Origin of the sequence: Streptomyces sp. TP-A0356, assembly GCF_001417775.1 — a bacterium.
In the GTDB taxonomy this organism is placed as follows: Bacteria; Actinomycetota; Actinomycetes; order Streptomycetales; family Streptomycetaceae; genus Streptomyces.
This window is the reverse complement of the sequence record NZ_BBZJ01000018.1, coordinates 221859-243262: the sequence shown is the minus strand read 5'-3', so window position 1 is coordinate 243262 and position 21404 is coordinate 221859. Positions and strand designations below refer to the sequence as shown.

Annotated in this window: 19 protein-coding genes and 1 pseudogene; 16 read left to right on the top strand and 4 right to left on the bottom strand. The window is 72.5% G+C overall.

Annotation, left to right across the window (positions count from 1 at the left end):
- Window positions 1-18 precede the first annotated feature (18 nt).
- The 14 genes from ASC56_RS16265 (at window position 19) to ASC56_RS16205 (ending at window position 14719) form a co-directional block, all read left to right on the top strand.
- Window positions 19-1671 (top strand): polyamine aminopropyltransferase, encoded by a 1653-nt coding sequence (locus ASC56_RS16265; RefSeq protein ID WP_055492127.1) that lies wholly within the window; start codon window positions 19-21, stop codon window positions 1669-1671.
- A gap of 79 nt (window positions 1672-1750) precedes the next feature.
- Window positions 1751-2605 carry an SRPBCC family protein gene (locus tag ASC56_RS16260; protein WP_055492126.1) on the top strand — a complete coding sequence of 285 codons (855 nt, stop codon included), beginning with the start codon at window positions 1751-1753 and terminating at the stop codon, window positions 2603-2605.
- Window positions 2606-2665: 60 nt separating this feature from the next.
- Window positions 2666-3454 carry an aldose epimerase gene (locus tag ASC56_RS16255; protein ID WP_055492125.1) on the top strand — a complete coding sequence of 263 codons (789 nt, stop codon included), beginning with the start codon at window positions 2666-2668 and terminating at the stop codon, window positions 3452-3454.
- A gap of 33 nt (window positions 3455-3487) precedes the next feature.
- Window positions 3488-4036 (top strand): orotate phosphoribosyltransferase, encoded by a 549-nt coding sequence (pyrE, locus tag ASC56_RS16250; protein WP_055492124.1) that lies wholly within the window; start codon window positions 3488-3490, stop codon window positions 4034-4036.
- A gap of 155 nt (window positions 4037-4191) precedes the next feature.
- Window positions 4192-5223 (top strand): class II fructose-bisphosphate aldolase, encoded by a 1032-nt coding sequence (gene fbaA, locus ASC56_RS16245; protein ID WP_055492123.1) that lies wholly within the window; start codon window positions 4192-4194, stop codon window positions 5221-5223.
- A 106-nt stretch (window positions 5224-5329) separates the two neighbouring features.
- Entirely contained in the window at window positions 5330-6832 is a 1503-nt protein-coding gene (locus ASC56_RS16240) for an MFS transporter (protein WP_055492122.1), read from the top strand.
- A 97-nt stretch (window positions 6833-6929) separates the two neighbouring features.
- Entirely contained in the window at window positions 6930-7343 is a 414-nt protein-coding gene (locus ASC56_RS16235; protein ID WP_055492121.1) for a DUF3151 domain-containing protein, read from the top strand.
- A gap of 179 nt (window positions 7344-7522) precedes the next feature.
- Window positions 7523-8371 (top strand): tryptophan 2,3-dioxygenase family protein, encoded by an 849-nt coding sequence (locus ASC56_RS16230; protein ID WP_055492120.1) that lies wholly within the window; start codon window positions 7523-7525, stop codon window positions 8369-8371.
- Window positions 8364-9557 carry a kynureninase gene (kynU, locus tag ASC56_RS16225; protein ID WP_055492119.1) on the top strand — a complete coding sequence of 398 codons (1194 nt, stop codon included), beginning with the start codon at window positions 8364-8366 and terminating at the stop codon, window positions 9555-9557. Before ASC56_RS16230 ends, kynU begins: the two co-directional genes overlap by 8 nt.
- Before the next feature lie 218 nt (window positions 9558-9775).
- Window positions 9776-9907, top strand: coding sequence for a hypothetical protein (locus ASC56_RS43130; RefSeq protein WP_371330068.1), 132 nt, complete (start codon window positions 9776-9778; stop codon window positions 9905-9907).
- 242 nt (window positions 9908-10149) lie between these two features.
- On the top strand, window positions 10150-11124 hold the full coding sequence (locus ASC56_RS16220) for an alpha/beta hydrolase (protein WP_055492118.1): 975 nt from the start codon (window positions 10150-10152) through the stop codon (window positions 11122-11124).
- 287 nt (window positions 11125-11411) lie between these two features.
- Complete coding sequence (locus tag ASC56_RS16215) at window positions 11412-12758, top strand: sensor histidine kinase (RefSeq protein ID WP_079102553.1); 1347 nt, start codon at window positions 11412-11414, stop codon at window positions 12756-12758.
- The gene (locus ASC56_RS16210) at window positions 12755-13429 is read left to right on the top strand and encodes a response regulator transcription factor (protein ID WP_055492117.1); all 675 of its coding nucleotides are present in this window, start codon (window positions 12755-12757) and stop codon (window positions 13427-13429) included. Before ASC56_RS16215 ends, ASC56_RS16210 begins: the two co-directional genes overlap by 4 nt.
- Before the next feature lie 69 nt (window positions 13430-13498).
- On the top strand, window positions 13499-14719 hold the full coding sequence (locus ASC56_RS16205) for a cytochrome P450 (RefSeq protein WP_055492116.1): 1221 nt from the start codon (window positions 13499-13501) through the stop codon (window positions 14717-14719).
- Between the two features lie 85 nt (window positions 14720-14804).
- Here the strand turns inward: ASC56_RS16205 and ASC56_RS16200 are convergent, their stop codons facing one another.
- Window positions 14805-16415, bottom strand: coding sequence for an ABC transporter permease (locus tag ASC56_RS16200; protein WP_055492115.1), 1611 nt, complete (start codon window positions 16413-16415; stop codon window positions 14805-14807).
- A complete protein-coding gene (locus ASC56_RS16195) occupies window positions 16412-17320 on the bottom strand; it encodes an ABC transporter ATP-binding protein (RefSeq protein WP_055492114.1) in 909 nt (302 codons plus the stop codon). The genes ASC56_RS16200 and ASC56_RS16195 overlap by 4 nt, the downstream gene beginning before the upstream one ends.
- A gap of 103 nt (window positions 17321-17423) precedes the next feature.
- Between ASC56_RS16195 and ASC56_RS16190 the strand changes: the two genes are divergently transcribed.
- Complete coding sequence (locus ASC56_RS16190; RefSeq protein WP_055492113.1) at window positions 17424-17921, top strand: GbsR/MarR family transcriptional regulator; 498 nt, start codon at window positions 17424-17426, stop codon at window positions 17919-17921.
- 133 nt (window positions 17922-18054) lie between these two features.
- Here ASC56_RS16190 and ASC56_RS16185 read toward each other — a convergent pair whose 3' ends face one another.
- Window positions 18055-19566, bottom strand: coding sequence for an APC family permease (locus tag ASC56_RS16185; protein ID WP_055492112.1), 1512 nt, complete (start codon window positions 19564-19566; stop codon window positions 18055-18057).
- A gap of 103 nt (window positions 19567-19669) precedes the next feature.
- On the opposite strand from ASC56_RS16185, the pseudogene ASC56_RS43125 reads away from it, so the two are divergent.
- Window positions 19670-20310, top strand: a pseudogene (locus tag ASC56_RS43125) (ethanolamine ammonia-lyase light chain EutC).
- Window positions 20311-20343: 33 nt separating this feature from the next.
- Here ASC56_RS43125 and ASC56_RS16175 read toward each other — a convergent pair.
- Window positions 20344-21210 carry a diacylglycerol kinase family protein gene (locus tag ASC56_RS16175; protein WP_055492111.1) on the bottom strand — a complete coding sequence of 289 codons (867 nt, stop codon included), beginning with the start codon at window positions 21208-21210 and terminating at the stop codon, window positions 20344-20346.
- Between the last annotated feature and the right edge of the window lie 194 nt (window positions 21211-21404).

Here is a 21404-nt window from a genome sequence, read left to right as displayed (position 1 = left end):
TGACGTAGCGTTCCGACCGTGATCGATCCGCACGCGCCCGCACCACCCGGCGTGCCACGCCCCTGGGGCGAGGGCGGCCAGAGCCGGGCGCGGCTGCCCGTACGCCCAGGCACCGGGAGGTTCCTCGTCCTCGTCGGCGTGTTCGTCTGTGCGGCCTGCGGACTCGTGTACGAACTGGAACTCGTCGCACTGGCCTCGTACTTGATCGGCGACTCGGTCACCCAGGCGTCCGTCGTGCTGTCGGTGATGGTCTTCGCGATGGGCATCGGCTCGCTCGCCGCGAAGCGGCTCCGCGCTCGCGCCGCGGCCGGCTTCGGCGCCGTGGAGGCCGCCCTCGCGCTCGTCGGCGGCTGCAGCGCGATGGCCCTGTACGCGGTCTTCGCCTGGACCGGCGGCTGGGGTGGAGCCTGGTCCGGCTGCCCACGCTGTCTGCTGGTCGTCTTCTCGCTCGCCATCGGCCTGCTCATCGGCGCCGAGGTCCCCCTGCTGATGGAGCTGATCCAGCGCATCCGCCGCCAGGACGCGGGCGGCGCGGTCGCCGACCTGTTCGCGGCGGACTACGTGGGCGCGCTGGTCGGCGGCCTCGCCTTCCCCTTTCTCCTGCTCCCGCAGCTCGGCGAGCTCAGGGGCGCCCTGCTCACCGGCGGCGTCAACGCGGTGGCGGGCGGTGCCCTGGTGCTCGGCCTGTTCCGGCGGGACCTGTCCCGTCGCGGATACCGGCTGCTCGTGGTCGCCAATCTGGTCGTGCTGGGCCTGCTCGCCACGGCGGCCGTCCTGGTCGACGACTTCGAGCGGGCGGCACGCCAGGCGGTGTACGGCGGGCAGGTCCGGGTCGCGGTGCGCACCGGTGTCCAGGAGGTGGTGCTGGCCGGCGGCACCCGCGGCCACCCCCTCGCTCTCTTCCTGGACGGGCGGCTACGGGTGAGCGGCCGCGACGAAGGCCTGTACCACGAGGCGCTCGTGCACCCCGCGATGAGCGGCGGCCCGCACGCGCGCGTGCTCGTCCTCGGCGGCGGTGACGGCCTCGCGGCGCGCGAGGTGCTGCGGCACACGGGCGTGGAGCGGGTCGACGTGATCGAGCCGGACCCGGTGCTGGTCCGGCTCGCCCGCCGCGACCCGGCCCTGTCCGCGCTGAACGGCCACGTCTTCGCCGATCCGCGTGTCCGGGTCCGTACGGGGGACACGTTCTGCTGGCTCAGACACACCCGGCGGACGTACGACGTGGTGATCGCGGACCTGCCGGACCCCGGCATCACGGCGAGCACGAAGCTGTACTCGCAGGAGTTCTACGGTCTGGCCCGCCGCGCTCTCTCGGCGGGCGGTCGGCTGGTGGTGCACGCGGGCCCGGTGACCTCCCGTCCGCGTGCCTTCTGGACGGTCGAGGCGACGGTACGGGCTGCGGGCCTGCGGACGGCCTCGTACCGCGTCGTCCGCCGGGCCTCCGGCGCCGTGCCGGATGCCGACCGCTCGCCGGGCGTGTCCCGGGCCCCGCGCGACTGGGGTTTCGTACTCGCCGCTCGTACCCGCCCCGCCCTGACATTGGACCCGCGCGAGCCCCGCCTGCCCGCCCTGACCCGGACCTCCCTGTGGGCCGACGCGCAGGCGGCGGCACGCACCCGGGTGGCGGGCCTGCCGGCGTCGACGCTGGTGCACCCGAGGTACCCGACGTGAACGCGCGGTTCCCCCTCCGGGGGTGCGAATCACGCGATGCGGGGTGCGGTTCGGGCCATGCTGGGTAGGCTCGGCAGACATGGAGCATGAGGTGTTCGTTCCGGTTCCTGCCGAGCGGCTCAGGGAGGCGCTGGCCGATCCCGCCCGGGTGGCCCGCGCGATCCCCGGGCTCCAACAGGATGCGGGCACCGATCCCGTCGCCGGCCGTCTGAAGGTGCGGGCCGGCGGTCATACGATCACCTACCGCGGCACACTGCGGGTCGCGGGACAGGACGACGGCTCGTACGCGATGGAGGGGGAGGCGGCGGAGGCCCGCGGCACGGGCACGGTGAAGATGTCCCTGTCGGTACGTCTCCTCCCGGCCGAGGACGGCACGACGGTCGCGTTCACGGGTACGGCCGCGGGGGAAGGCCGGATCGCGGAACTGCCCGGGGACGCGGTGGCGTCGGCGGTGGTACGGCTGCTCGGCCGGTTCGCGGAGAACCTGGGGCAGCCGGTTCCGGTGTCCGGCGAGGCGTCAGAGGAGGCTTTCGGCAAGGACACTGACGTCACGTCGGGGGCGGCTCCCGCCGAGGAGCGGGAGGACACGTCGGAGAAGACCTCTGCCGAGGCGTCGGCGGAAGCCCCCGCCCCCTCGGTCTTCGACACCGACGTCCCTCCGCCGTCCCTCGACCCCTTCGCCGACCGGGACCAGCCCGACGACGAGCTCGGCGGTGAGGGCGAGCCCCCTGCCGAGGCCGCGCACGCCCGGCGCACGATGATCGGCCGCAGCGCCGAGGAGGTCGACCACGCGCCTCCACGCGGCCGCTACGCCCCCGTACCGGCCCCGGAGACCGTCTCGGCCACGGCGACGCTCCGCTGGGCGGCCCCGGCGGCGGCCTTGATCGTGGCGTCGGCGATCGTGGCCGGCCGCCTGCTCCGCCGGCGCCGCTGACCGTTCGGGCGTTGCGGCGCTGTCGTACGTCCTCTTGATCGGCCAAGTAGGGTCGGCCTCGTGAGTAACGACGAGATCACGTTGGCCGCGGGAGACGCGGAAGTCGTGCTGGCGCCGGGCAACGGCGGGCGCGTGAGGAGTCTGCGCGTCGGCGGTAGGGAGCTGCTGCGGCAGGGCGAGCGGTTCGGGTGCTTCCCCATGGTCCCCTGGTGCGGACGGATCCGGGAGGGCAGCTTCCGCGACGGCGGCACGGTCCACCGGATGCCCCTCAACGCCCCGCCGCACGCCATCCACGGCACCGTCCGGGACGGCGCCTGGCGCGTGGCCCGCGCCGACCTGGCCGAGGCCGTCCTCACCCACGACCTGGTCGCCCCCTGGCCCTACGCCGGCCGCGTCACCCAGCTCGCCACGCTCACCGGTGACTCCCTGACGCTCACCATGTCCGTGGAGACGTACGAGTCCTCGTTCCCGGCCCAGATCGGCTGGCACCCCTGGTTCAACCGCACCCTGGACGGCCAGGACGTACGCGTCGACTTCAGCCCGGCCTGGCAGGAGGAGCGTGGCGAGGACCATCTGCCCACCGGGAACCGCATCGACCCGAAGCCCGGCCCCTGGGACGACTGCTTCGGCATGCCCGGCGGCGTCGACGTCACCCTCACCTGGCCGGAACGACTGGAGCTGAAGGTCACCAGCCGGGAGGAGTGGGTGGTGGTGTACGACGAGCAGCAGGAGGCGGTGTGCGTGGAGCCGCAGACCGGCCCGCCGAACGGCCTCAACACCCTTCCGCGCCTGGTCACACCCATCGACCCGCTGGAGGCCACGACCACCTGGAGCTGGCGTCGCCTGTGAGGGGCCCCTGCGGCAGGACCTAAGCTGACTCGTATGAGTGACGTACGTGGCGCCCTGCTGCAGCAGATCAAGGACAAGGCCGTGGTGCACGGCAAGGTGACCCTCTCCTCGGGTCTGGAGGCCGACTACTACGTCGACCTGCGCCGCATCACCCTCGACGGCGAGGCCGCGCCGCTGGTCGGCCAGGTGCTGCTGGACCTGACCGCCGACCTGGACTTCGACGCGGTCGGCGGGCTCACCATGGGCGCGGACCCGGTCGCGGCCGCCATGCTGCACGCGGCCGCCGCGCGCGGCCGCAGGCTGGACGCCTTCGTCGTCCGCAAGGCCGCGAAGGCGCACGGCCTGCAGCGGCGCGTGGAGGGCCCGGAGATCAAGGGCCGCCGGGTCCTGGTCGTCGAGGACACCTCCACCACGGGCGGTTCCCCGCTCGCCGCGGTGGAGGCGGTGCGCGAGGCCGGGGCCGAGGTGGTCGCCGTCGCGACGATCGTCGACCGGGCCACGGGCGCGGCCGAGAAGATCCAGGAGGGCGCCGGAGTGCCGTATCTCTTCGCCTACTCGAAGGACGAACTCGGCCTGGACTGAGCGCTGTTCACAGGGGGTGACGGGGGAGTTATCCACAGGCTGGACAAGGTGACCGGAGCATCCGGCCAAGTCTGGAAAGATGGGGACGACGATGACGTCGCCCCCTAGGTCAGGGCCGTAAGGACAACGCAACCCGCACAACAAGGAGCGGACAGATGCCCATCGCAACCCCCGAGGTCTACAACGAGATGCTCGACCGGGCGAAGGCAGGCAAGTTCGCCTACCCGGCCATCAACGTGACCTCGTCCCAGACCCTGCACGCTGCCCTGCGCGGCTTCGCGGAGGCCGAGAGCGACGGCATCGTCCAGATCTCGACGGGCGGCGCCGAGTTCCTGGGCGGCCAGTACAAGAAGGACATGGTCACCGGAGCGGTGGCCCTGGCCCAGTTCGCGCACATCGTCGCCGAGAAGTACCCGGTCAACATCGCGCTGCACACGGACCACTGCCCGAAGGACAAGCTCGACGGGTACGTACGTCCGCTGCTCGCGATCTCCGAGGAGCGCGTGTCCCGCGGCGAGAACCCGCTGTTCCAGTCCCACATGTGGGACGGCTCCGCCGAGACCCTCGCCGACAACCTGAAGATCGCCCAGGAGCTGCTGGAGCGGGCCCGCGCCGCGAAGATCATCCTGGAGGTCGAGATCACCCCGACCGGCGGTGAGGAGGACGGCGTCTCCCACGAGATCAACGACTCCCTCTACACCACGGTCGAGGACGCGATCCGTACGGCGGAGGCGCTGGGCCTGGGCGAGAAGGGCCGCTACCTGCTGGCCGCGTCGTTCGGCAACGTCCACGGCGTGTACAAGCCGGGCAACGTCGTCCTTCGCCCGGAGCTGTTGAAGGAGCTGAACGAGGGCGTGGCCGCCAAGTTCGGCCTGCCGGCCGGCAGCAAGCCGTTCGACTTCGTCTTCCACGGCGGCTCGGGCTCCTCCAAGGAGGAGATCCTGACGGCGCTGGAGAGCGGCGTGGTCAAGATGAACATCGACACGGACACGCAGTACGCCTTCACGCGTCCGGTCGCCGACCACATGTTCAAGAACTACGACGGCGTCCTGAAGGTCGACGGCGAGGTCGGCTCCAAGAAGGCGTACGACCCGCGCACCTGGGGCAAGGTGGCCGAGGGGTCGATGGCGCAGCGCGTCACCGAGGCCTGCGACAACCTCCGCTCCACGGGCGCGAAGATCAAGTAACCGGGGCCCGACGAGCCCGGCGCTCAGGCTGTGGGCGGCACGCCCCCCGCGCGCCGGGCTCGTTGTGCATCTGGCTCAGGGACAGCGAACGCGGGATGATCCGAACATGGCTGTCACCGCACAGCAGACCCCAAGCATCAGGATCAGCTCCCCGCAGGGCAAGTGGATCCTGCTGACGACCGTGCTCGGCTCCAGCATGGCCCTGCTGGACTCCACCGTCGTCAACGTCGCCCTGCCCCGCATCGGCCGCGACCTGAACGCGAACCTCGCCGCCCTCCAGTGGACCGTCAACGCGTACATGGTCACGCTCGCCGGTCTGATCCTCCTCGGCGGCGCCCTCGGCGACCACTTCGGGCGCCGCAAGGTCTTCGTCCTCGGTGTCGTCTGGTTCGCCGGCGCCTCCCTCCTGTGCGGCCTCGCCCCCACCCCCGGCGTCCTCATCGCCGCCCGCACCCTCCAGGGCATCGGCGGCGCGCTGCTGACCCCCGGCTCGCTCGCGCTCATCCAGGCGTCGTTCCACCCGGACGACCGCGCACGGGCGGTCGGCCTCTGGTCCGGGTTCGGTGGCATCGGTGCCGCCGTCGGCCCGTTCCTCGGCGGCTGGCTGGTGGACGGCCCCGGCTGGCGCTGGGTCTTCCTCCTCAACGTCCCGCTGGCCCTGCTCTGCGCGCCCATCGCGATCAGACACGTACCGGAATCGGCGGACGACCGCTCCCACGGCCGTTTCGACGTCCTGGGCGCCGCCCTCGGCGCCCTGTCCCTGGCCCTGGTGACGTATGCCCTCGTCGAGGCCCGTCAGGGCTCGCTGACCGTGGCCCTCACGACGGCCGCGGGCGTGGCCGCGGGGATCGCCTTCGGGTACGTCGAAGGGCGCCGCCCCGATCCGATGATGCCGCTCGACATCTTCGGCTCCCGTCAGTTCACGGCGGTCAACCTGGTGACCCTCTGCGTCTACGCGGCGTTCGGCGGCTTCTTCTTCCTGACCGCGCTGCAGCTCCAGGTGGTGGCGGGCTACTCGGCGCTGCGGGCGGGGACGGCACTGCTGCCCACGACCGTGCTGATGCTCCTCTTCTCGGCCCGCTCGGGCGCCCTCGCCGAGCGCATCGGACCACGCATCCCGCTCACCGTCGGCCCCCTGCTCTGCGCGGCCGGCATGCTGCTGATGCTGCGCGTCGGCAAGGGCGCCTCGTACGCCACCGACGTTCTGCCCGCCCTGCTGGTCATGGGCGCGGGCATGGTCACCCTGGTCGCACCCCTCACCGCCACCGTGCTCGCCTCGGTCGACACCGGCCGGGCGGGCCTGGCCAGCGGTATCAACAACGCGGCGGCCCGCGCGGCCGGCCTGATCGCCGTTGCCGCGCTGCCACTGCTCACCGGGATGGGCCCGGAGGCGTACCGCTCGGCGGACGCGTTCAACGCCGCCTTCCGCCGCGCGATGCCGCTGTGCGCGGGCGTCCTGGTGGCGGGGGCGGCGCTCGCCCTCGCGACGGTGCGCCGTCCGGTACCGGAGTGCCGTCACCCCGAATGCCGTACGCACGGCTGTGTGACGACCCCGCCCCTGGAGTCGCCACACGGACCTGCGGCCTCCGGCGCCGGCCCAGCTGCGTGATCGTGTCCCCGCACCGTCTCCGCCGGGCCGGGCGGCCGGCGCCGAAGGACCGCACGCGACCGTTACCGATCAAGGGCGATGGCGCACACTGGGAGCCATGAACGTTCACGAGAACCTTCTCGGGGGCCCGCCCCCGACCCACCTGCCCGACGACCCGGAGCCGCGCGAGCTCCTGGCGGGCGGCACGGCGCCCGCCGACGTCGCCGCCAAGCACCCCGCCTCCTCGCTCGCCTGGGCCCAGCTGGCCGACGACGCGTTCGAGCGCGGTTCGGTGGTCGAGTCGTACGCCTACGCCCGCACGGGCTACCACCGTGGCCTGGACGCCCTGCGCCGCAGCGGGTGGAAGGGCCACGGTCCCATCCCCTGGGAGCACGAGCCGAACCGCGGGTTCCTGCGCGCCCTGCACGCCCTCGCGCGCGCCGCGCAGGGGATCGGTGAGCAGGAGGAGTACGAGCGCTGCTCGCAGTTCCTGAAGGACTCCTCGCCGACGGCGGCCCAGACGCTCAGCTAGTCCCTGAGCTGCTGGTAGTCCCTGAGCGGCTGGTCCTGAAGAGTGGCAAGGCCCGCCTGTGACCAGGCGGGCCTTGCGGTGTCCGCGGTCTGTGCGCAGGATGCCCGTGGGGACCGGGGCCCCCGTGCCGGCATCGGCAGGGGCGGACCGCCACCCGGAGCACACAACAGGAGACAGCGATGTCCCAACAGGCTCATCAGTCGCACGAGACTCAGGAGCCCGAGACCCCGCATCTCGACTTCCAGGGCACGACGCCGTACGAGGACTACGTCAAGGCGGACGTGCTCACCCACCTCCAGCACACCCTCTCCGACGACCCCGGAGAGATGGTCTTCCTGGTCACGACCCAGGTGATGGAGCTGTGGTTCACGGTGATCGTCCACGAGTGGGAGACCGCTGCGCGGGCCCTGCGTGAGGACCGGGTACCGGTGGCGATCGACGCGCTGAAGAGGTCCGTACGGGAGCTGGAGGCGCTGAACGCGTCCTGGCGTCCCCTCGCGCAGCTGACGCCCGCTCAGTTCAACTCCTACCGCTCCGCCCTCGGCGAGGGCTCCGGCTTCCAGTCGGCGATGTACCGCCGTATGGAGTTCCTGCTCGGTGAGAAGTCCGCGTCCATGCTGGTCCCGCACCGGGGCGCGCCGCGCGTCCATGCCGAGTTGGAGAAGGCGCTGCACGAGCCGAGTCTGTACGACGAGGTGCTGCGGCTGCTCGGGCGCCGCGGGCACGCGGTCCCGGACGCCGTGCTGCGGCGCGACGTCTCCCGGCGGTACGAGCCGTCGGAGGAGGTCGAGGCCGTGTGGACCGCCCTCTACTCCGGGGATCCGGCGGACGAACTCGCCCGTCTGGGCGAGGCGTTGACCGATGTGGCGGAACTGGTGTGGCGCTGGCGCAACGACCACCTGGTGGCCACCCGCCGTGCGATGGGCGCCAAGCCCGGCACGGGCGGCTCCGCGGGAGTGGCCTGGCTGGAGAAGCGGGCGCAGAAGAACGTGTTCCCCGAGCTGTGGACGGCGCGGTCGCATGTCTGAACTGATCAGCAGGGCACAGGAGCTGGACGCGGCCGATCAACTGGCCGCACTGCGCGCGAGGTTCGTGCTCGACGAGGCCGTCTACCTGGACGGGAACTCGCTGGGCGCGCTCCCCGCGGCCGTGCCGGGCCGGATGCAGGACGTCGTCCGCAGGCAGTGGGGATCCCTGCGGATCCGTTCCTGGGACGAGAGCGGCTGGTGGACGGCGCCGGAGCGGATCGGCGACCGGATCGCCCCGCTCGTCGGCGCGGCGCCCGGGCAGATCGTGGTGGGCGACTCGACCAGCGTCAACGTCTTCAAGGCGCTGGTGGCCGCCGTGCGCCTGGCCACCGGGAGCGGGGACGGGCGGGAGGAGATCCTGGTCGACGCGACGACGTTCCCGACGGACGGGTACATCGCCGGGTCGGCGGCCCGGATGACGGGCTGCACGCTGCGCCCGGTGGCCCCGGCGGAGGTGCCCGGGGCCCTCAGCGGACGTACGGCGGCGGTGCTGCTCAACCACGTCGACTACCGCACGGGTCGGCTGCACGACCTGCCCGGTCTGACGGCCGCGGTGCACGATGCCGGCGCGGTGGCCGTCTGGGACCTGTGCCACAGCGCGGGCGCGCTGCCCGTCGGCCTGGACGAACACGGGGTCGACCTGGCCGTCGGCTGCACCTACAAGTACCTGAACGGAGGCCCGGGCTCACCGGCGTACCTGTATGTGCGGCGGGACCTGCAGGACCGCTTCGACTCACCGCTGCCGGGCTGGAACTCGCACGCGGAACCCTTCGGCATGCGAACGGACTACGAACCGGCCGCGGGCGCGCCGCGCGGCCGCGTCGGCACCCCGGACATCCTGTCCATGCTCGCCCTGGAGGCGGCGCTGGAGGTGTGGGACGGCGTCTCGATCGAGGCGGTGCGCGCCAAGTCCCTGGCCCTCACGGACTTCTTCCTGGAGTGCGTGGCGGCCTACGTCCCCGAGGGCACGGTCGAGTCGCTGACGCCCGCCGCGCACCCGGAGCGGGGCAGCCAGGTGGCGCTGCGCTGCACCGGCGCGGGGGACGTGATGAAGCGGCTGATCGCGAGCGGCGTGGTCGGGGACTTCCGGCCGCCGGACGTGCTGCGTTTCGGGTTCACGCCGCTGTACGTGGGCTTCGCGGACGTGGAACGGGCGGCCCGGGTACTGGCGGAGACGCTGGCCTGACCAGGGGCTCCCCTGGCGGCGGTGCGCACGGCGACCACATCGCCGACCCCGCCGCCGGGGCGCCGGGGAGCCGCGGCCGTCCGTCCTCGCGCCAGGTCGGTCCCCCCCGGGTACGTGGTGTCAGGTCGCCACCACGTACACCCCCGCCACCGCCGCGGCCATCGCCGCCTCCGCGGCCCGTCGGGCGCCCGCCGGACCGGGCACCTCCCCAGGCCCAGATGCGCGAACCCCTGCTCGGCCAGGACGTCCCCGGCCGCCCGCAGCACGGTGGCACGCAGGCGCGCGGTGCGCCCGCCGGGGCGCACGGTGCCCGGCTCGGCCGCCCCGGGCGGCGCGGCATCGGACTGTGACATGGGGGCCTCCTGGCGCCGAAGGGCGATGGACTCGCGTGCGGAGCACGATGATCGCGCGCGCGAGTACGGCGAAGGCTTCTGCCGCGCACCCCTAACGAAACAGCAGGACCGTTTGCCCTTCACCGAGCGTGACAACCCCGTGGGGACCCACGTCACCCGCCTGATACCGTCCCCGCCAACGGCCGATCACCTTCCGGCCATCGCGTACGAATCCCGTTTCGCCGCTGAGAGGTCGGAGCATGCCGGACGACGCCGCCCCCCGCGATGCCGCAGAGCCGGACGACGCGTCCGCCCGCGAGGCCGCGGCGCGGGACGCCGAGGAGGAGGCGTCCGCCTTCTCGCACCCGCCGGTGGAGCCGGACGCCACCGCCGCGTACGGCGGCCTCCCCGACCAGGTGATCGACTTCTACGCCCCGCGGGAGACGGAGGCCGCCGGGGCGGTGGCGGACACGACGGGCCTCGCTCCGCTCGTCGTCGTGCTGCACGGCGGGGCGTGGCGGGCGCCGTACGACCGCCGGCACATCACCCCGTTCGCGGACTTCCTGGCCCGCCGGGGTTTCGCCGTGGCCAATGTGGAGTACCGCCGGGGCGCGCTCATCCCCTCGCAGGCCGAGGGGCCCACGGGCCCGGACGGCGGCGGCACGGGGCCGGTGGCGGGCCGGTGGCCGGACACGTTCGACGACGTCGCCGCCGCGATCGACGCGCTCCCGGCACTCGTACGGGAGGCGCTGCCCCAGGCCGACCCGCGCCGCACGGTGATCACCGGCCACTCGGCGGGCGGCCACCTCGCGCTGTGGGCGGCGGCCCGCCACGTCCTGCCCGCGGACTCGCCGTGGCGCACGGACCGCCCGGCCCCGCTGCGCGGCGTCGTCGGGCTCGCCCCGATCGCGGACCTCCTCGTCGCCGAGAAGCTGGGGGTGTGCGGCAACGCGTCGGTCCAACTCCTCGGTGCGAAGACCTTGTTCGCGGAGCGCCGACCGTACGCGGACCCGGCGCTCCTGCTGCCCACCGGCATCGCCACGACCCTCGTCCAGGGCCGTAAGGACATCGTGGTGCCGCAGGCCGTCGCCGAGTCGTACGCGGAGGCGGCGGCGAGGGCGGGCGAGGTCGTCGGTCTCACCCTCCTGGAGGACGTCGGCCACTTCCCCCTGATCGACCCGGCGGCCGACGCGTGCGCCGTGGTGGCGGAGGAGATCGCACAGCTGGCCTGGTAGCGCCAAGTCGCCAGGTAATGTCGGGAGTTGACGGGACGTCGTCCTGATGGGCACCGCTGAAGGACGCCTCCGCCGACCAACTCGCCGAGGCGGTACGCGTGGTGGCCGCGGGCGACGTGCTTCTGGCACCCGGGACCACCCGGCGTCTGATCGCCGGGTTCTCCCGCCTCGACGGCACGCCCCGGGCCCCGCTCAAGGAGCGCGTCGCCGTAGTACTTGAGACGGACCCCGAAGAACCCTTCTCACCGGTGACGACCGCATCTCCCTACCCGGCCTACCGTTTCCACGTGACCGAGACGACCCAGACGCGGACGACGCCACCGGGGCGCGGGACCAAGCCGCACAGCCCGGAGTACCGCCTCGCCGCGGACGCCCTGCGCGGGCTGCGGCAGGACCTGTTCCACGACGCCTTCGCCTACCGCCCCCTGCCGCGCATGCGGACCGACGGCCCGCTCGTCCGCCGACTGCCCGCGGGCCTGCGGCAGTACGCGGCCTGGACCCCGCATGCCGCGGTGAGCCTCGCCGGTCTGCTGGCCGCGCTGGGCGCCAGTCACGAGGGCCGCATGGAGGGCGGCCTGTCCTCCCTGCTGATGGCGTTCCTGGTGCTGGGCCCGGTCCTGCTGACGCTGGTCCGGCCGGTCGGTGCCTTCTGGTGCTCCCTCGCGGCGACCCCCGTCTCCGCCGTGCTCGGCAGCACCGTGTGGGACTGGCCGTGGCTGCCCGGGAACTTCTTCTCGCACCTGCTGGTGATGACGGTCGTCGCACTGCGCACCCGGCCGCGCACGGCCGCCTGGATGTGGCTGCTGACCGGGGTGTACGGGACGGCGGCCGAGACCTTCTTCGGCTGGGGCCACGAGGGCACCAACACCATGCAGCTGCTCTCGGTCTCCGCGCTCGCCCTGCTGGTCGTCACCGTCCGGCACACACGCCGCGCGGCCGAGCGCGAGGTGACCGCCCAGCAGACGGAGACCGCCCAGGAGCGCTCCCGGCGCACCCTGCTGGAGGAGCGCACGACGATCGCCCGCGAGTTGCACGACGTGGTCGCCCACCACATGTCGGTGGTGGCCATCCAGGCGGAGGCCGCGCCCTACCGAGTGGAGAACACACCGCCCGAGCTGGAGAAGGCCTTCGCCACCATCCGGGAGAACGCGGTGGCGGCCCTGACCGAGCTACGCCGCGTCCTCGGCGTCGTACGGGCGGAGGACTACGAGGCCCCGGACGCCCCGCAGCCCACCCTGGCCGACCTGGACGCCCTGCTGACGAACGTGCGGGAGGCGGGCCTGACCGTGGACAAGGTGCTCACGGGCGCGGTGCGGGAACTCCCGCAGGGAGTCGAGCTGTCGGCGTACCGCATCGTCCAGGAGGCCCTCAGCAACGCACTGCGGCACGCACCGGGCGCCACCGCCCGTGTGGAGATCGGCTATGTGCTCGGCGGGCTGGGTCTGCGGATCGTCAACGGCCCGGCTCCGCAGGTCGCGTTGGAGAAGTCGACGCACGGCGCGGGGCACGGCCTCACGGGCATGCGCGAACGGGTCTCGATGCTGAACGGGGAGATGACCGCGGGGGAGACGGACGACGGAGGGTATGAGGTGACGGTGTTCCTGCCGGTGACGACGGCGGAGGCCCCCGCATGAGGAGCGGCACCATCCGCGTACTGATCGCCGACGACCAGATGATGGTCCGCGAGGGCTTCTCGGTGCTGCTCGGGGCGATGCCGGACATCGAGGTCGTCGGCGAGGCGGTCAACGGCCGGGAAGCGGTCGAGCGGGTCCGGGAGCTGTCCCCGGACGTCGTGCTGATGGACATCCGTATGCCGGAGCTGAACGGCATCGAGGCCACCCGGGAGATCGTCGCGGCGGACGGGTCGGCGAAGGTGCTGGTCCTCACCACCTTCGACCTCGACGAGTATGTGTACCAGGCGCTGCGGGCGGGAGCCTCCGGCTTCCTGCTCAAGGACGCGTCGGCCCGCCGGCTCGCCGATGGGGTACGGGTGGTGGCGGCCGGTGAGGCGCTGCTGGCTCCCTCGGTGACCAAGCGGCTGATCTCGGAGTTCTCCAAGCTGTCCGAGGCTCCGCGGTTCGCGTCCACCGCGCAGGGGGCCTACGGAGATCTGACCGAGCGGGAGACGGAGGTACTGGTCCTCATCGCGCAGGGCCTGTCGAACGCGGAGATGGCCGAGCGGCTGGTGGTCGCCGAGTCGACCGTCAAGACCCATGTGAGCCGGATCCTGGTGAAGCTGGGGCTGCGGGACCGGACGCAGGCGGCGGTGTTCGCGTACGAGACGAGGCTGGTGATACCGGGCTGACCTCGCCGAGGGCGTCGGCCGGTGAGACGGATCTGGTCAGAGAGGGGCGGGCCGGGCTAGCGTCCGGGCATGGCAGCCCGATCCGACCTCGCGTTCGACCCTTGGGACCCGGCCTTCGTCGCCGACCCCTACCCCGCCTACGCCGAGCTGCGCGCACGGGGCCGTGTGCACTACTACGAGCCCACCGACCAGTGGCTGGTCCCGCACCACGCGGACGTGTCGGCGCTGCTGCGCGAGAGGCGACTCGGCCGGACGTATCAGCACCGTTTCACCCACGAGGACTTCGGCCGGACGGCGCCGCCGCCGGAGCACGAGCCGTTCCACACGCTCAACGACCACGGCATGCTGGACCTGGAGCCGCCGGACCACACCCGTATCCGGCGGCTGGTGTCGAAGGCGTTCACGCCGCGGACGGTCGAGCGGCTGACGCCGTATGTGCGGGGACTGGCCGACGACCTGGTGTCCCGTCTGGTGGAGGCGGGCGGCGGCGATCTGCTGACGGACGTCGCCGAACCGCTGCCGGTCGCGGTGATCGCCGAGATGCTGGGCGTCCCGGAGGCGGACCGTGCGCAGCTGCGCCCCTGGTCGGCGGACATCTGCGGGATGTACGAGCTCAACCCGTCACAGGAGACGGCGCGCCAGGCGGTACGGGCGTCGGTCGAGTTCTCCGCGTATCTGCGGGAGCTGATCGCGCTGCGCCGCAAGGAGCCGGGGGAGGACCTGGTCTCGGGACTGATCGCGGCGTACGACGAGGGCGACCGGCTCACCGAGCAGGAGATGATCTCGACCTGTGTGCTGCTTCTGAACGCGGGTCACGAGGCGACGGTGAACGCGACGGTCAACGGCTGGTGGGCGCTGTTCCGGCACCCGGACCAGCTGGCGGCGCTGCGCGCGGACCACGGGCTCGTGCCGTCCGCCGTGGAGGAGCTGATGCGCTACGACACCCCGCTGCAGCTCTTCGAGCGCTGGGTGCTGGACGATATCGAGATCGACGGCACGTCGATCCCGCGGGGCGCGGAGGTCGCCATGCTGTTCGGCTCGGCCAACCACGACCCGGCGGTCTTCACCGACCCGGAGAGCCTGGATCTGACCCGCGCGGACAACCCGCACATCTCCTTCAGCGCGGGCATCCACTACTGCATCGGCGCGCCGCTCGCCCGCATCGAACTGGCGGCGTCCATGACGGCCCTGCTGGAGAAGGCCCCGACCCTGCGGCTTGCGGCGGAGCCGGAGCGGAAGCCGAACTTCGTGATCCGGGGTCTGGAGGGGCTGAGCGTCGAGGTGGGCTGATCACCGAGGAGCTCAAGCAGTACGCCGGCCGACGGCACCCTCAGGGGTCCTTGCACTATGAGCGCGGGCATAGTGCAAGGAACCCTCAGCCCGACATGTCCCGCCTCCGCAGCGCCACCAGCCCCCCGGCCACCAGCACCACCGCGATTCCGGTCAGCGTCAGTACCGGCGCCCACGTCATCTGTCCGCCCGGCAGCTTCGGCAGGTGACCGAAGGGCGACGCGTCCAGCACCGCCTGCGGAAGGTTCAGCGCCGGCCCAACCCACCCGATCAGCAGCGCCGCTCCCGCCACGCCCCAGGCCGCCAACGCCCCCCGTGGCAGTACGCCGTACAACAGGACCGCCAGGCCGCCGATCACCCACACCGCGGGCAACTGCACCAGACAGGCGCCCAGGATCGGGCCGGTCTTCCCGCCGTAGCCCAGCGCGAAGCCCGCGCCCGCCAGCAGCATGAGCAGCGCGGCGCCGCCGAAGGCGATCAGCAGATGGCCGGCGGCCCAGCGCAGTCGCCCGACCGCGTTCGCCAGCACCGCCTCGGCCCGGCCCGACGTCTCCTCGCCGTGCAGCCGCAGGACCGCCGCGACGATGTAGAGGGCCGCGACCAGGCCCATGATGCCGACCATCGCGGCGAGGAACGCGTCCGTCAGTCCCGAGTGGCCGCCCATGCGCTGGAAGATCTCGCGGGCCTTCGCGTTGTCGCCGACGAACTTGGCCGCGCCGTCGGTCATCCCGCCGTAGACGAGCCCGGCCAGGAAGAAGCCGAGGCTCCAGCCGAGCACACCGCCGCGCTGCAGCCGCCAGGCCAGCGCGCCCGCCGAGCCCAGACGGCCGGTGGCCGGGCCCGGCCGCGTGGGCAGGAAGCTCATGCCGAGGTCGCGGCGCCCGGCCAGCGCGTACGCCACCGCGCCCTGGAGCAGCGCCGCCGCCGCGAACAGCAGCAGCACCCACCAGCGTTCGTGGGCGTAGGAGCGCTCGTTCTCCAGCCAGCCGAGCGGGGAGAGCCAGGTCAGTACGGACGAGCCGCCGTTCTCCCCGGCGTCGCCCGCCGCGCGCAGCACGAAGGCGGCGCCCAGCACCGCGGCCGTCAGCCCCCGCGCCAGCCGCGCGCTCTCCGTCAGCTGGGCGACGATCGCCGCCATGGTGGCGAACACCAGCCCGACACCGCCGACCCCCAGCCCCAGCGCCAGCGCCCCCGCGGTGCCCTGCCCGGACAGCCCGGCCGTGATCACCAGGGCCAGGGCCGCGTTCGCGACCCCCGCGGTGAGCAGCGCCGCCGTCAGCGGGGCACGCCGCCCCACCATCGCCGACGAGATCAGTTCCTGCCGTCCGCTCTCCTCCTCGTCGCGGGTGTGCCGTACGACGACGAGCAGGCTCATGACCGCGGCCAGCAGTCCGGCGTAGACGCCGATACGCCAGGCGGTGAGCGCGCCGAGGGACTGGCCGAAGACCGGTCCGACCAATGCGCGCAGCGAGGTGTTGGTGGCCATCTGGTCGGCCAGGTCGGCGCGTTGGGCCGGGGTGCCGTACAGGCCCTTGAGGGTGCCCGGCATGGACAGCACCATCAGGGCGTCGACCGCGACCCAGACCGGGATCATCATCCGGTCCCGGCGCAGCGCGAACCTCAACAGCGTTCCTGTGTGGGACAGTTGGCGGGATCCACCGGCCCGTACCGCGAAGTCCGACGCGACGGCGGTCATCGTGTCCCCGCCTCCTTGTGGAGGTCGTCCTGGTAGTGCCGCAGGAACAGCTCCTCCAGCGTCGGCGGCGTCGAGGTCAGCGACCGCACCCCCGATTCGCTCAGCGCCCGCAGCACCGCGTCCAGCTTGTCGGTGTCGACCTGGAGTCTGACCCGCCTTCCGTGGACGTCGAGGTCATGGACGCCGGGCAGGCGCGTCAGTCCGTTCGGCGGGCCCGCGAGTTCCGCCGTGACGCTCGTACGGGTCAGATGGCGCAGGTCGGCCAGCGAGCCGCTCTCGACCGTGCGGCCCTTGCGGATGATGCTCACCCGGTCGCAGAGCTGCTCGACCTCGCTGAGGATGTGACTCGACAGCAGGATCGTCCGGCCGCGGTCGCGCTCCTCCTCGACGCACCGCTGGAACACCTCCTCCATCAGCGGATCCAGCCCGGACGTCGGCTCGTCCAGGATCAGCAGGTCCACGTCCGAGGCGAAGGCGGCGACGAGGGCGACCTTCTGCCGGTTGCCCTTGGAGTACGTCCGCCCCTTCTTCGTCGGGTCCAGCTCGAACCGCTCGATCAGCTCCGCCCGGCGCCGCGGGTCCAGGCCGCCGCGCAGCCGGCCGTACAGGTCTATGACCTCGCCGCCGGAGAGGTTGCGCCACAGGGTGACGTCCCCGGGGACGTACGCGACCTGGCGGTGGAGTTCCACCGCGTCCGTCCACGGGTCGCGGCCGAGCACCTGGGCGGCGCCGGAGTCGGCGCGCAGCAGGCCGAGGAGGACCCGGATGGTGGTGGACTTCCCGGCGCCGTTCGGCCCCAGGAAGCCGTGGACCTCGCCGGTCTCGACCTCCAGGTCGAGGCCGTCCAGGGCGTGCGTGCCGCCGAACGACTTGTGCAGTCCGGAGACGGTGATGGCCTTCGTCATGCTTCAGAACGTACGCGACCTTCAGAAATTTGTGAAGTTAAGGAAGCGTATAAATCACGGATACACTCGGGGGCGGCGGCGGAACAGGGGAGATGATCGGGAGATGACGGAACCGGGTGCGGTGGGACGGGACCCCGAGGCGGTCTCGAAGTTCGTGGAGAGCTTCGCGGCGCAGCTCGTCGAGGCGGGCATGCAGCGCATGCCCGCCCGGGTGTTCGCCGCGCTGCTGTCCTCCGACTCCGGCTCGCTGACCTCCGCCGAACTGGGGGAACAGCTCCAGGTCAGCCCGGCCGCCGTCTCCGGCGCGGTGCGCTATCTGGCGCAGCAGCACATGGTCGCGCGCGAGCGGGAGCCCGGCTCGCGGCGTGAGCGCTACCGCGTGCACAGCAATCAGTGGTACGAGGCGCTGACCAACCGGGACGCCGTGATCAAGCGCTGGGAGCACGCGCTGTGTGAGGGGGTCGACAGCCTCGGCGCCGCGACTCCGGCGGGCCGGCGTCTGGCGGAGACGCTCGCCTTCTTCGAGTTCATGGACGGCGAGATCGCCAGAATGATGGAGCGGTGGCGGGCCCATCGGGAGAAGCTGTACGGGGAGGGCTGAAGCACCCGGGGGAGGGCCGGACGCCTGGCGTACGCCGAAGGGGTTGGCGCCTCGCGTACGCCCATGGGCTGGACGCCCCGCCCGCCGAAGGGGCGGACGCCCCCGCGCCGCCCCTCCCGGGTCCCTCCCCGGCCTACCGCTCCTTCGTCTCCTCCAGCACCGTCCGCCCCAGCAGCGCGTACCGCTCGGGCGACCTGCGCTTCAGGTACTGCGCGTAGCCGATGCCCGTCAGCGCGACCAGCGCCACCAGCCACGGCGTCGCCTTCAGGACGAACGAGCCGGACTCGGGACCGGCCGCCACCCCCATGTTGGACACCAGCAGCACCACCACCGCGAGCATCGCGATGCCGCCCATGAGCGGGGCGGCGAGGGTCCTGAACCAGTGGCGGCTCTCCGGGTGGTGGCTGCGGAAGTAGACGAGGACCGCGAAGGAGCACACGGCCTGCACGATCAGGATCGCCATCGTGCCGAGGATGGCGAGCAGGACGTAGGTGCCGGTGTACGGGTCCTTGCCCGCGAGCCAGAACGCCCCGATCAGCACCGCGCTGACGACCGTCTGCACCAGGCCTGCGATGTGCGGCGAGCCGTGCTGCGGATGAGTGCGCCCGACGGTCCGCCGCAGCGACGGCAGTACGCCCTCGCGGCCCAGCGCGTACATGTACCGCGCGGCGCAGTTGTGGAAGGCCATGCCGCACGCCAGGGAGCCGCTGATCATCAGCCACTGCATGACGACGACCGCCCAGTGGCCGACGTAGTGCTCGGTGGGGTGGAAGAAGAGGGCGAGCGGGTTCGCCGAGGAGGCCGCCTTCACGGCCTCCGCCTCGCCGTTGCCCGTGATCGCCATCCACGACACGAAGACGTAGAACACACCGACACCCAGGACCGAGATCATCGTCGCCTTGGGGATGATCTTCTTCGGGTCGCGCGACTCCTCGCCGTACATCGCCGTCGACTCGAAGCCGACCCACGACCAGAAGGCGAAGAAGAGCCCGAGCCCGGCGCTCGTCCCCTTGAACGCGTTGACCGGGTTGACCGGGGCGAAGGTGAAGCCGTGCGGGCCGCCGCCGTGCAGGGCCACGGATATCGCCATCGCCGCGAGGACGGTGACCTCGGTGGCGAGCAGGACGACGAGCAGCTTCTCGGCGACGTCCACGCCGAACCATGTCCCGGTCGCGTTGATGGCCAGCATCAGCAGCGCGAACGCCCACCATGGGACGTGAACTCCCGTCTGGTCCCTGAGCGTTGTGGTGGCGAAGGTCGAGAAGATGCCGATCAGGGCCGGCTCGAAGACGACGTACGCGAAGGTCGCGAGCAGGCCGGACGCCAGGCCGACGGTGCGGCCGAGGCCGTAGGAGATGAAGCCGTAGAAGGCGCCGGTCGAGGTGATGTGCTTCGCCATCGAGGTGAAGCCGACGGAAAAGATTGCCAGGACGACCATTGCGACCAGATAGCTGGCCGGTGCCCCGATGCCATTGCCCGCCGACACCATGAAGGGCACGTTGCCCGTCATCGCGGTGATCGGGGCCGCGGTCGCGATGGTCATGAAGACCACTCCGAGCAATCCCACGGCGTTGGGCTTCAGCCGGTGAACAGGACCGTCACCGCCGGTCCTCGCGTCCGGGGCTATGCCCTCCTGAACTGCCATCGGGTGGCCCCTTCCTCGTTGCCGCGATCGCTGCGCGCACTGCTGTTGGGGTGGAACTCTGTAGCCCGAATGAGTCGGTCCAGCGTGTCGGCACGTTAAATGTTTGTCAACCAGACCTTTAGAAATCGGCCGGGGCGAACACTCTTGCTCTGGGCGGCGCACGCGGCGGCGCGGGACGCGGTGCACTCGCGGGGGGACCTACCTCCAGCGGCCGGACCTGGGCCGCCGCCTGGACGCGGCGGACCGCGCGCACCTCCCGCACGACGCGTGGGACGTGCTGTTCGTGGTCGCCGGCGGGCTGTCCAGCCGTGCCGTGCACGACCACGCGGCGGCGATGGTCCGCGCGACCACGGCACTGCTGCCGGACGGGTGGCGCGTCGCGCCGGTGGTGCTCGCGGAGCAGGCCCGGGTGGCACTGGGCGACGACGTCGCGCATGCCATGGGGCCCGGCTCGTGGCGGTCCTGATCGGGGAGCGCCCGGGGATGTCCGCGGCGGACTCCCTGGGCGCCTACCTGACGTACGCCCCGACGCCGGGCGTCACGACGGACGCCGACCGCAACTGCCTCTCCAACATCCGGCCGCCCCTGGGGCTTGGGATACGGGACGGCGGCGGCGAAGCTGGTGGCGCTGACGGTGCGCGCCCGGAACTGGGCCTGACGGGGGTGGGCCTGAAGGACGAGTCGGACACACTGCCGTCGTGGCCGTTCCCCGGGGCCGTGCCCCCGGACGCCGCCTCGGCCTGACCGGCCTCGCCTCGCAGGCCGGTCACACGCCGGTCACAAGCCGGACGGGCCGGGGGCAGGCAGCGTGAGCCCCCACGCCCCCTCCCGCACCACCCACGTCCGCGTCCGCACCGGCCCGCTCACCACGCAATCCGCCCGGTACCGGAAATCGGCCCCGGACACCGTCACCCGCCGCCCCACCGCGCTGAGCGGTGCCGCCTCCGCCCCCACCGAGACCGGCCGCACCTCGACCGCGGCCACCCCCGGGTCCCCCGGCAGCACGGACACCCCCTCCACCGGCTGGTCCAGATCCACCAGCGTCATCCCGTCGACCTCGACCCGCAGCCGGGACGGCCCGGGCGTCGGCGGGGCCGCGGGCCGGGGCGGGCGCGCCACCAGCGTCCGTACCAGGGACTGGCGCACCCGCAGCCAGGGCCGCACCGCCGACGCCTCCTCCGTGAGCGGCGGGGTGCCCTGGCCGGACGGAACGGACGCTGCGGATGGAATCCGCAGATCCCCGAGGACCACCCCGTCACTGTCGTCCACCAGCAGATCCAGCCGCCGCTCCGCACCGTCCAGCACGGCGCGGGCCGCCGCCACCGCCCCCGTGGGCACCCCCAGGGATCGCGCCAGCGACAGCGCGGCCCCGACCGGGACCAGCGACAGGCCCGTCGTGCCCAGCTCCCGCCGCCGGTGCAGCAGGGTCACCGCGCGCAGCAGCGCACGGTCGTCGCCCACCACCACCGGCCGCCGTGACCCCCTGCGATCCAGTGCCCGGGCGAATTCCTCCGGGCCGTCCGGGAGGCACACCTTCGTCGCCGCACCCGCGCTGAGCACGTCTTTCGCGATCCGTACCGACTCACCGTCACTGTGACGGGCGACCGGGTCGATGACCACCAGCAACTGGTCGGAAGTCGCCACCTCGGTCCTGCCTCGCTTCCTCGGGTAGCATCTTTGTGCAAGAGCCCCTTGCGCTATTGCGCCAGGGGCTTCGTCTATTCCGGGGCATCCGGGTCCGACGGTTGCGGCCAATGACGGTCGCGGTGCACGCGGCGGTGGACCCTCCGCGTACGCCCCCGACCCTGGACATGCCCCGCCCGGAAGGGGTGTACGCG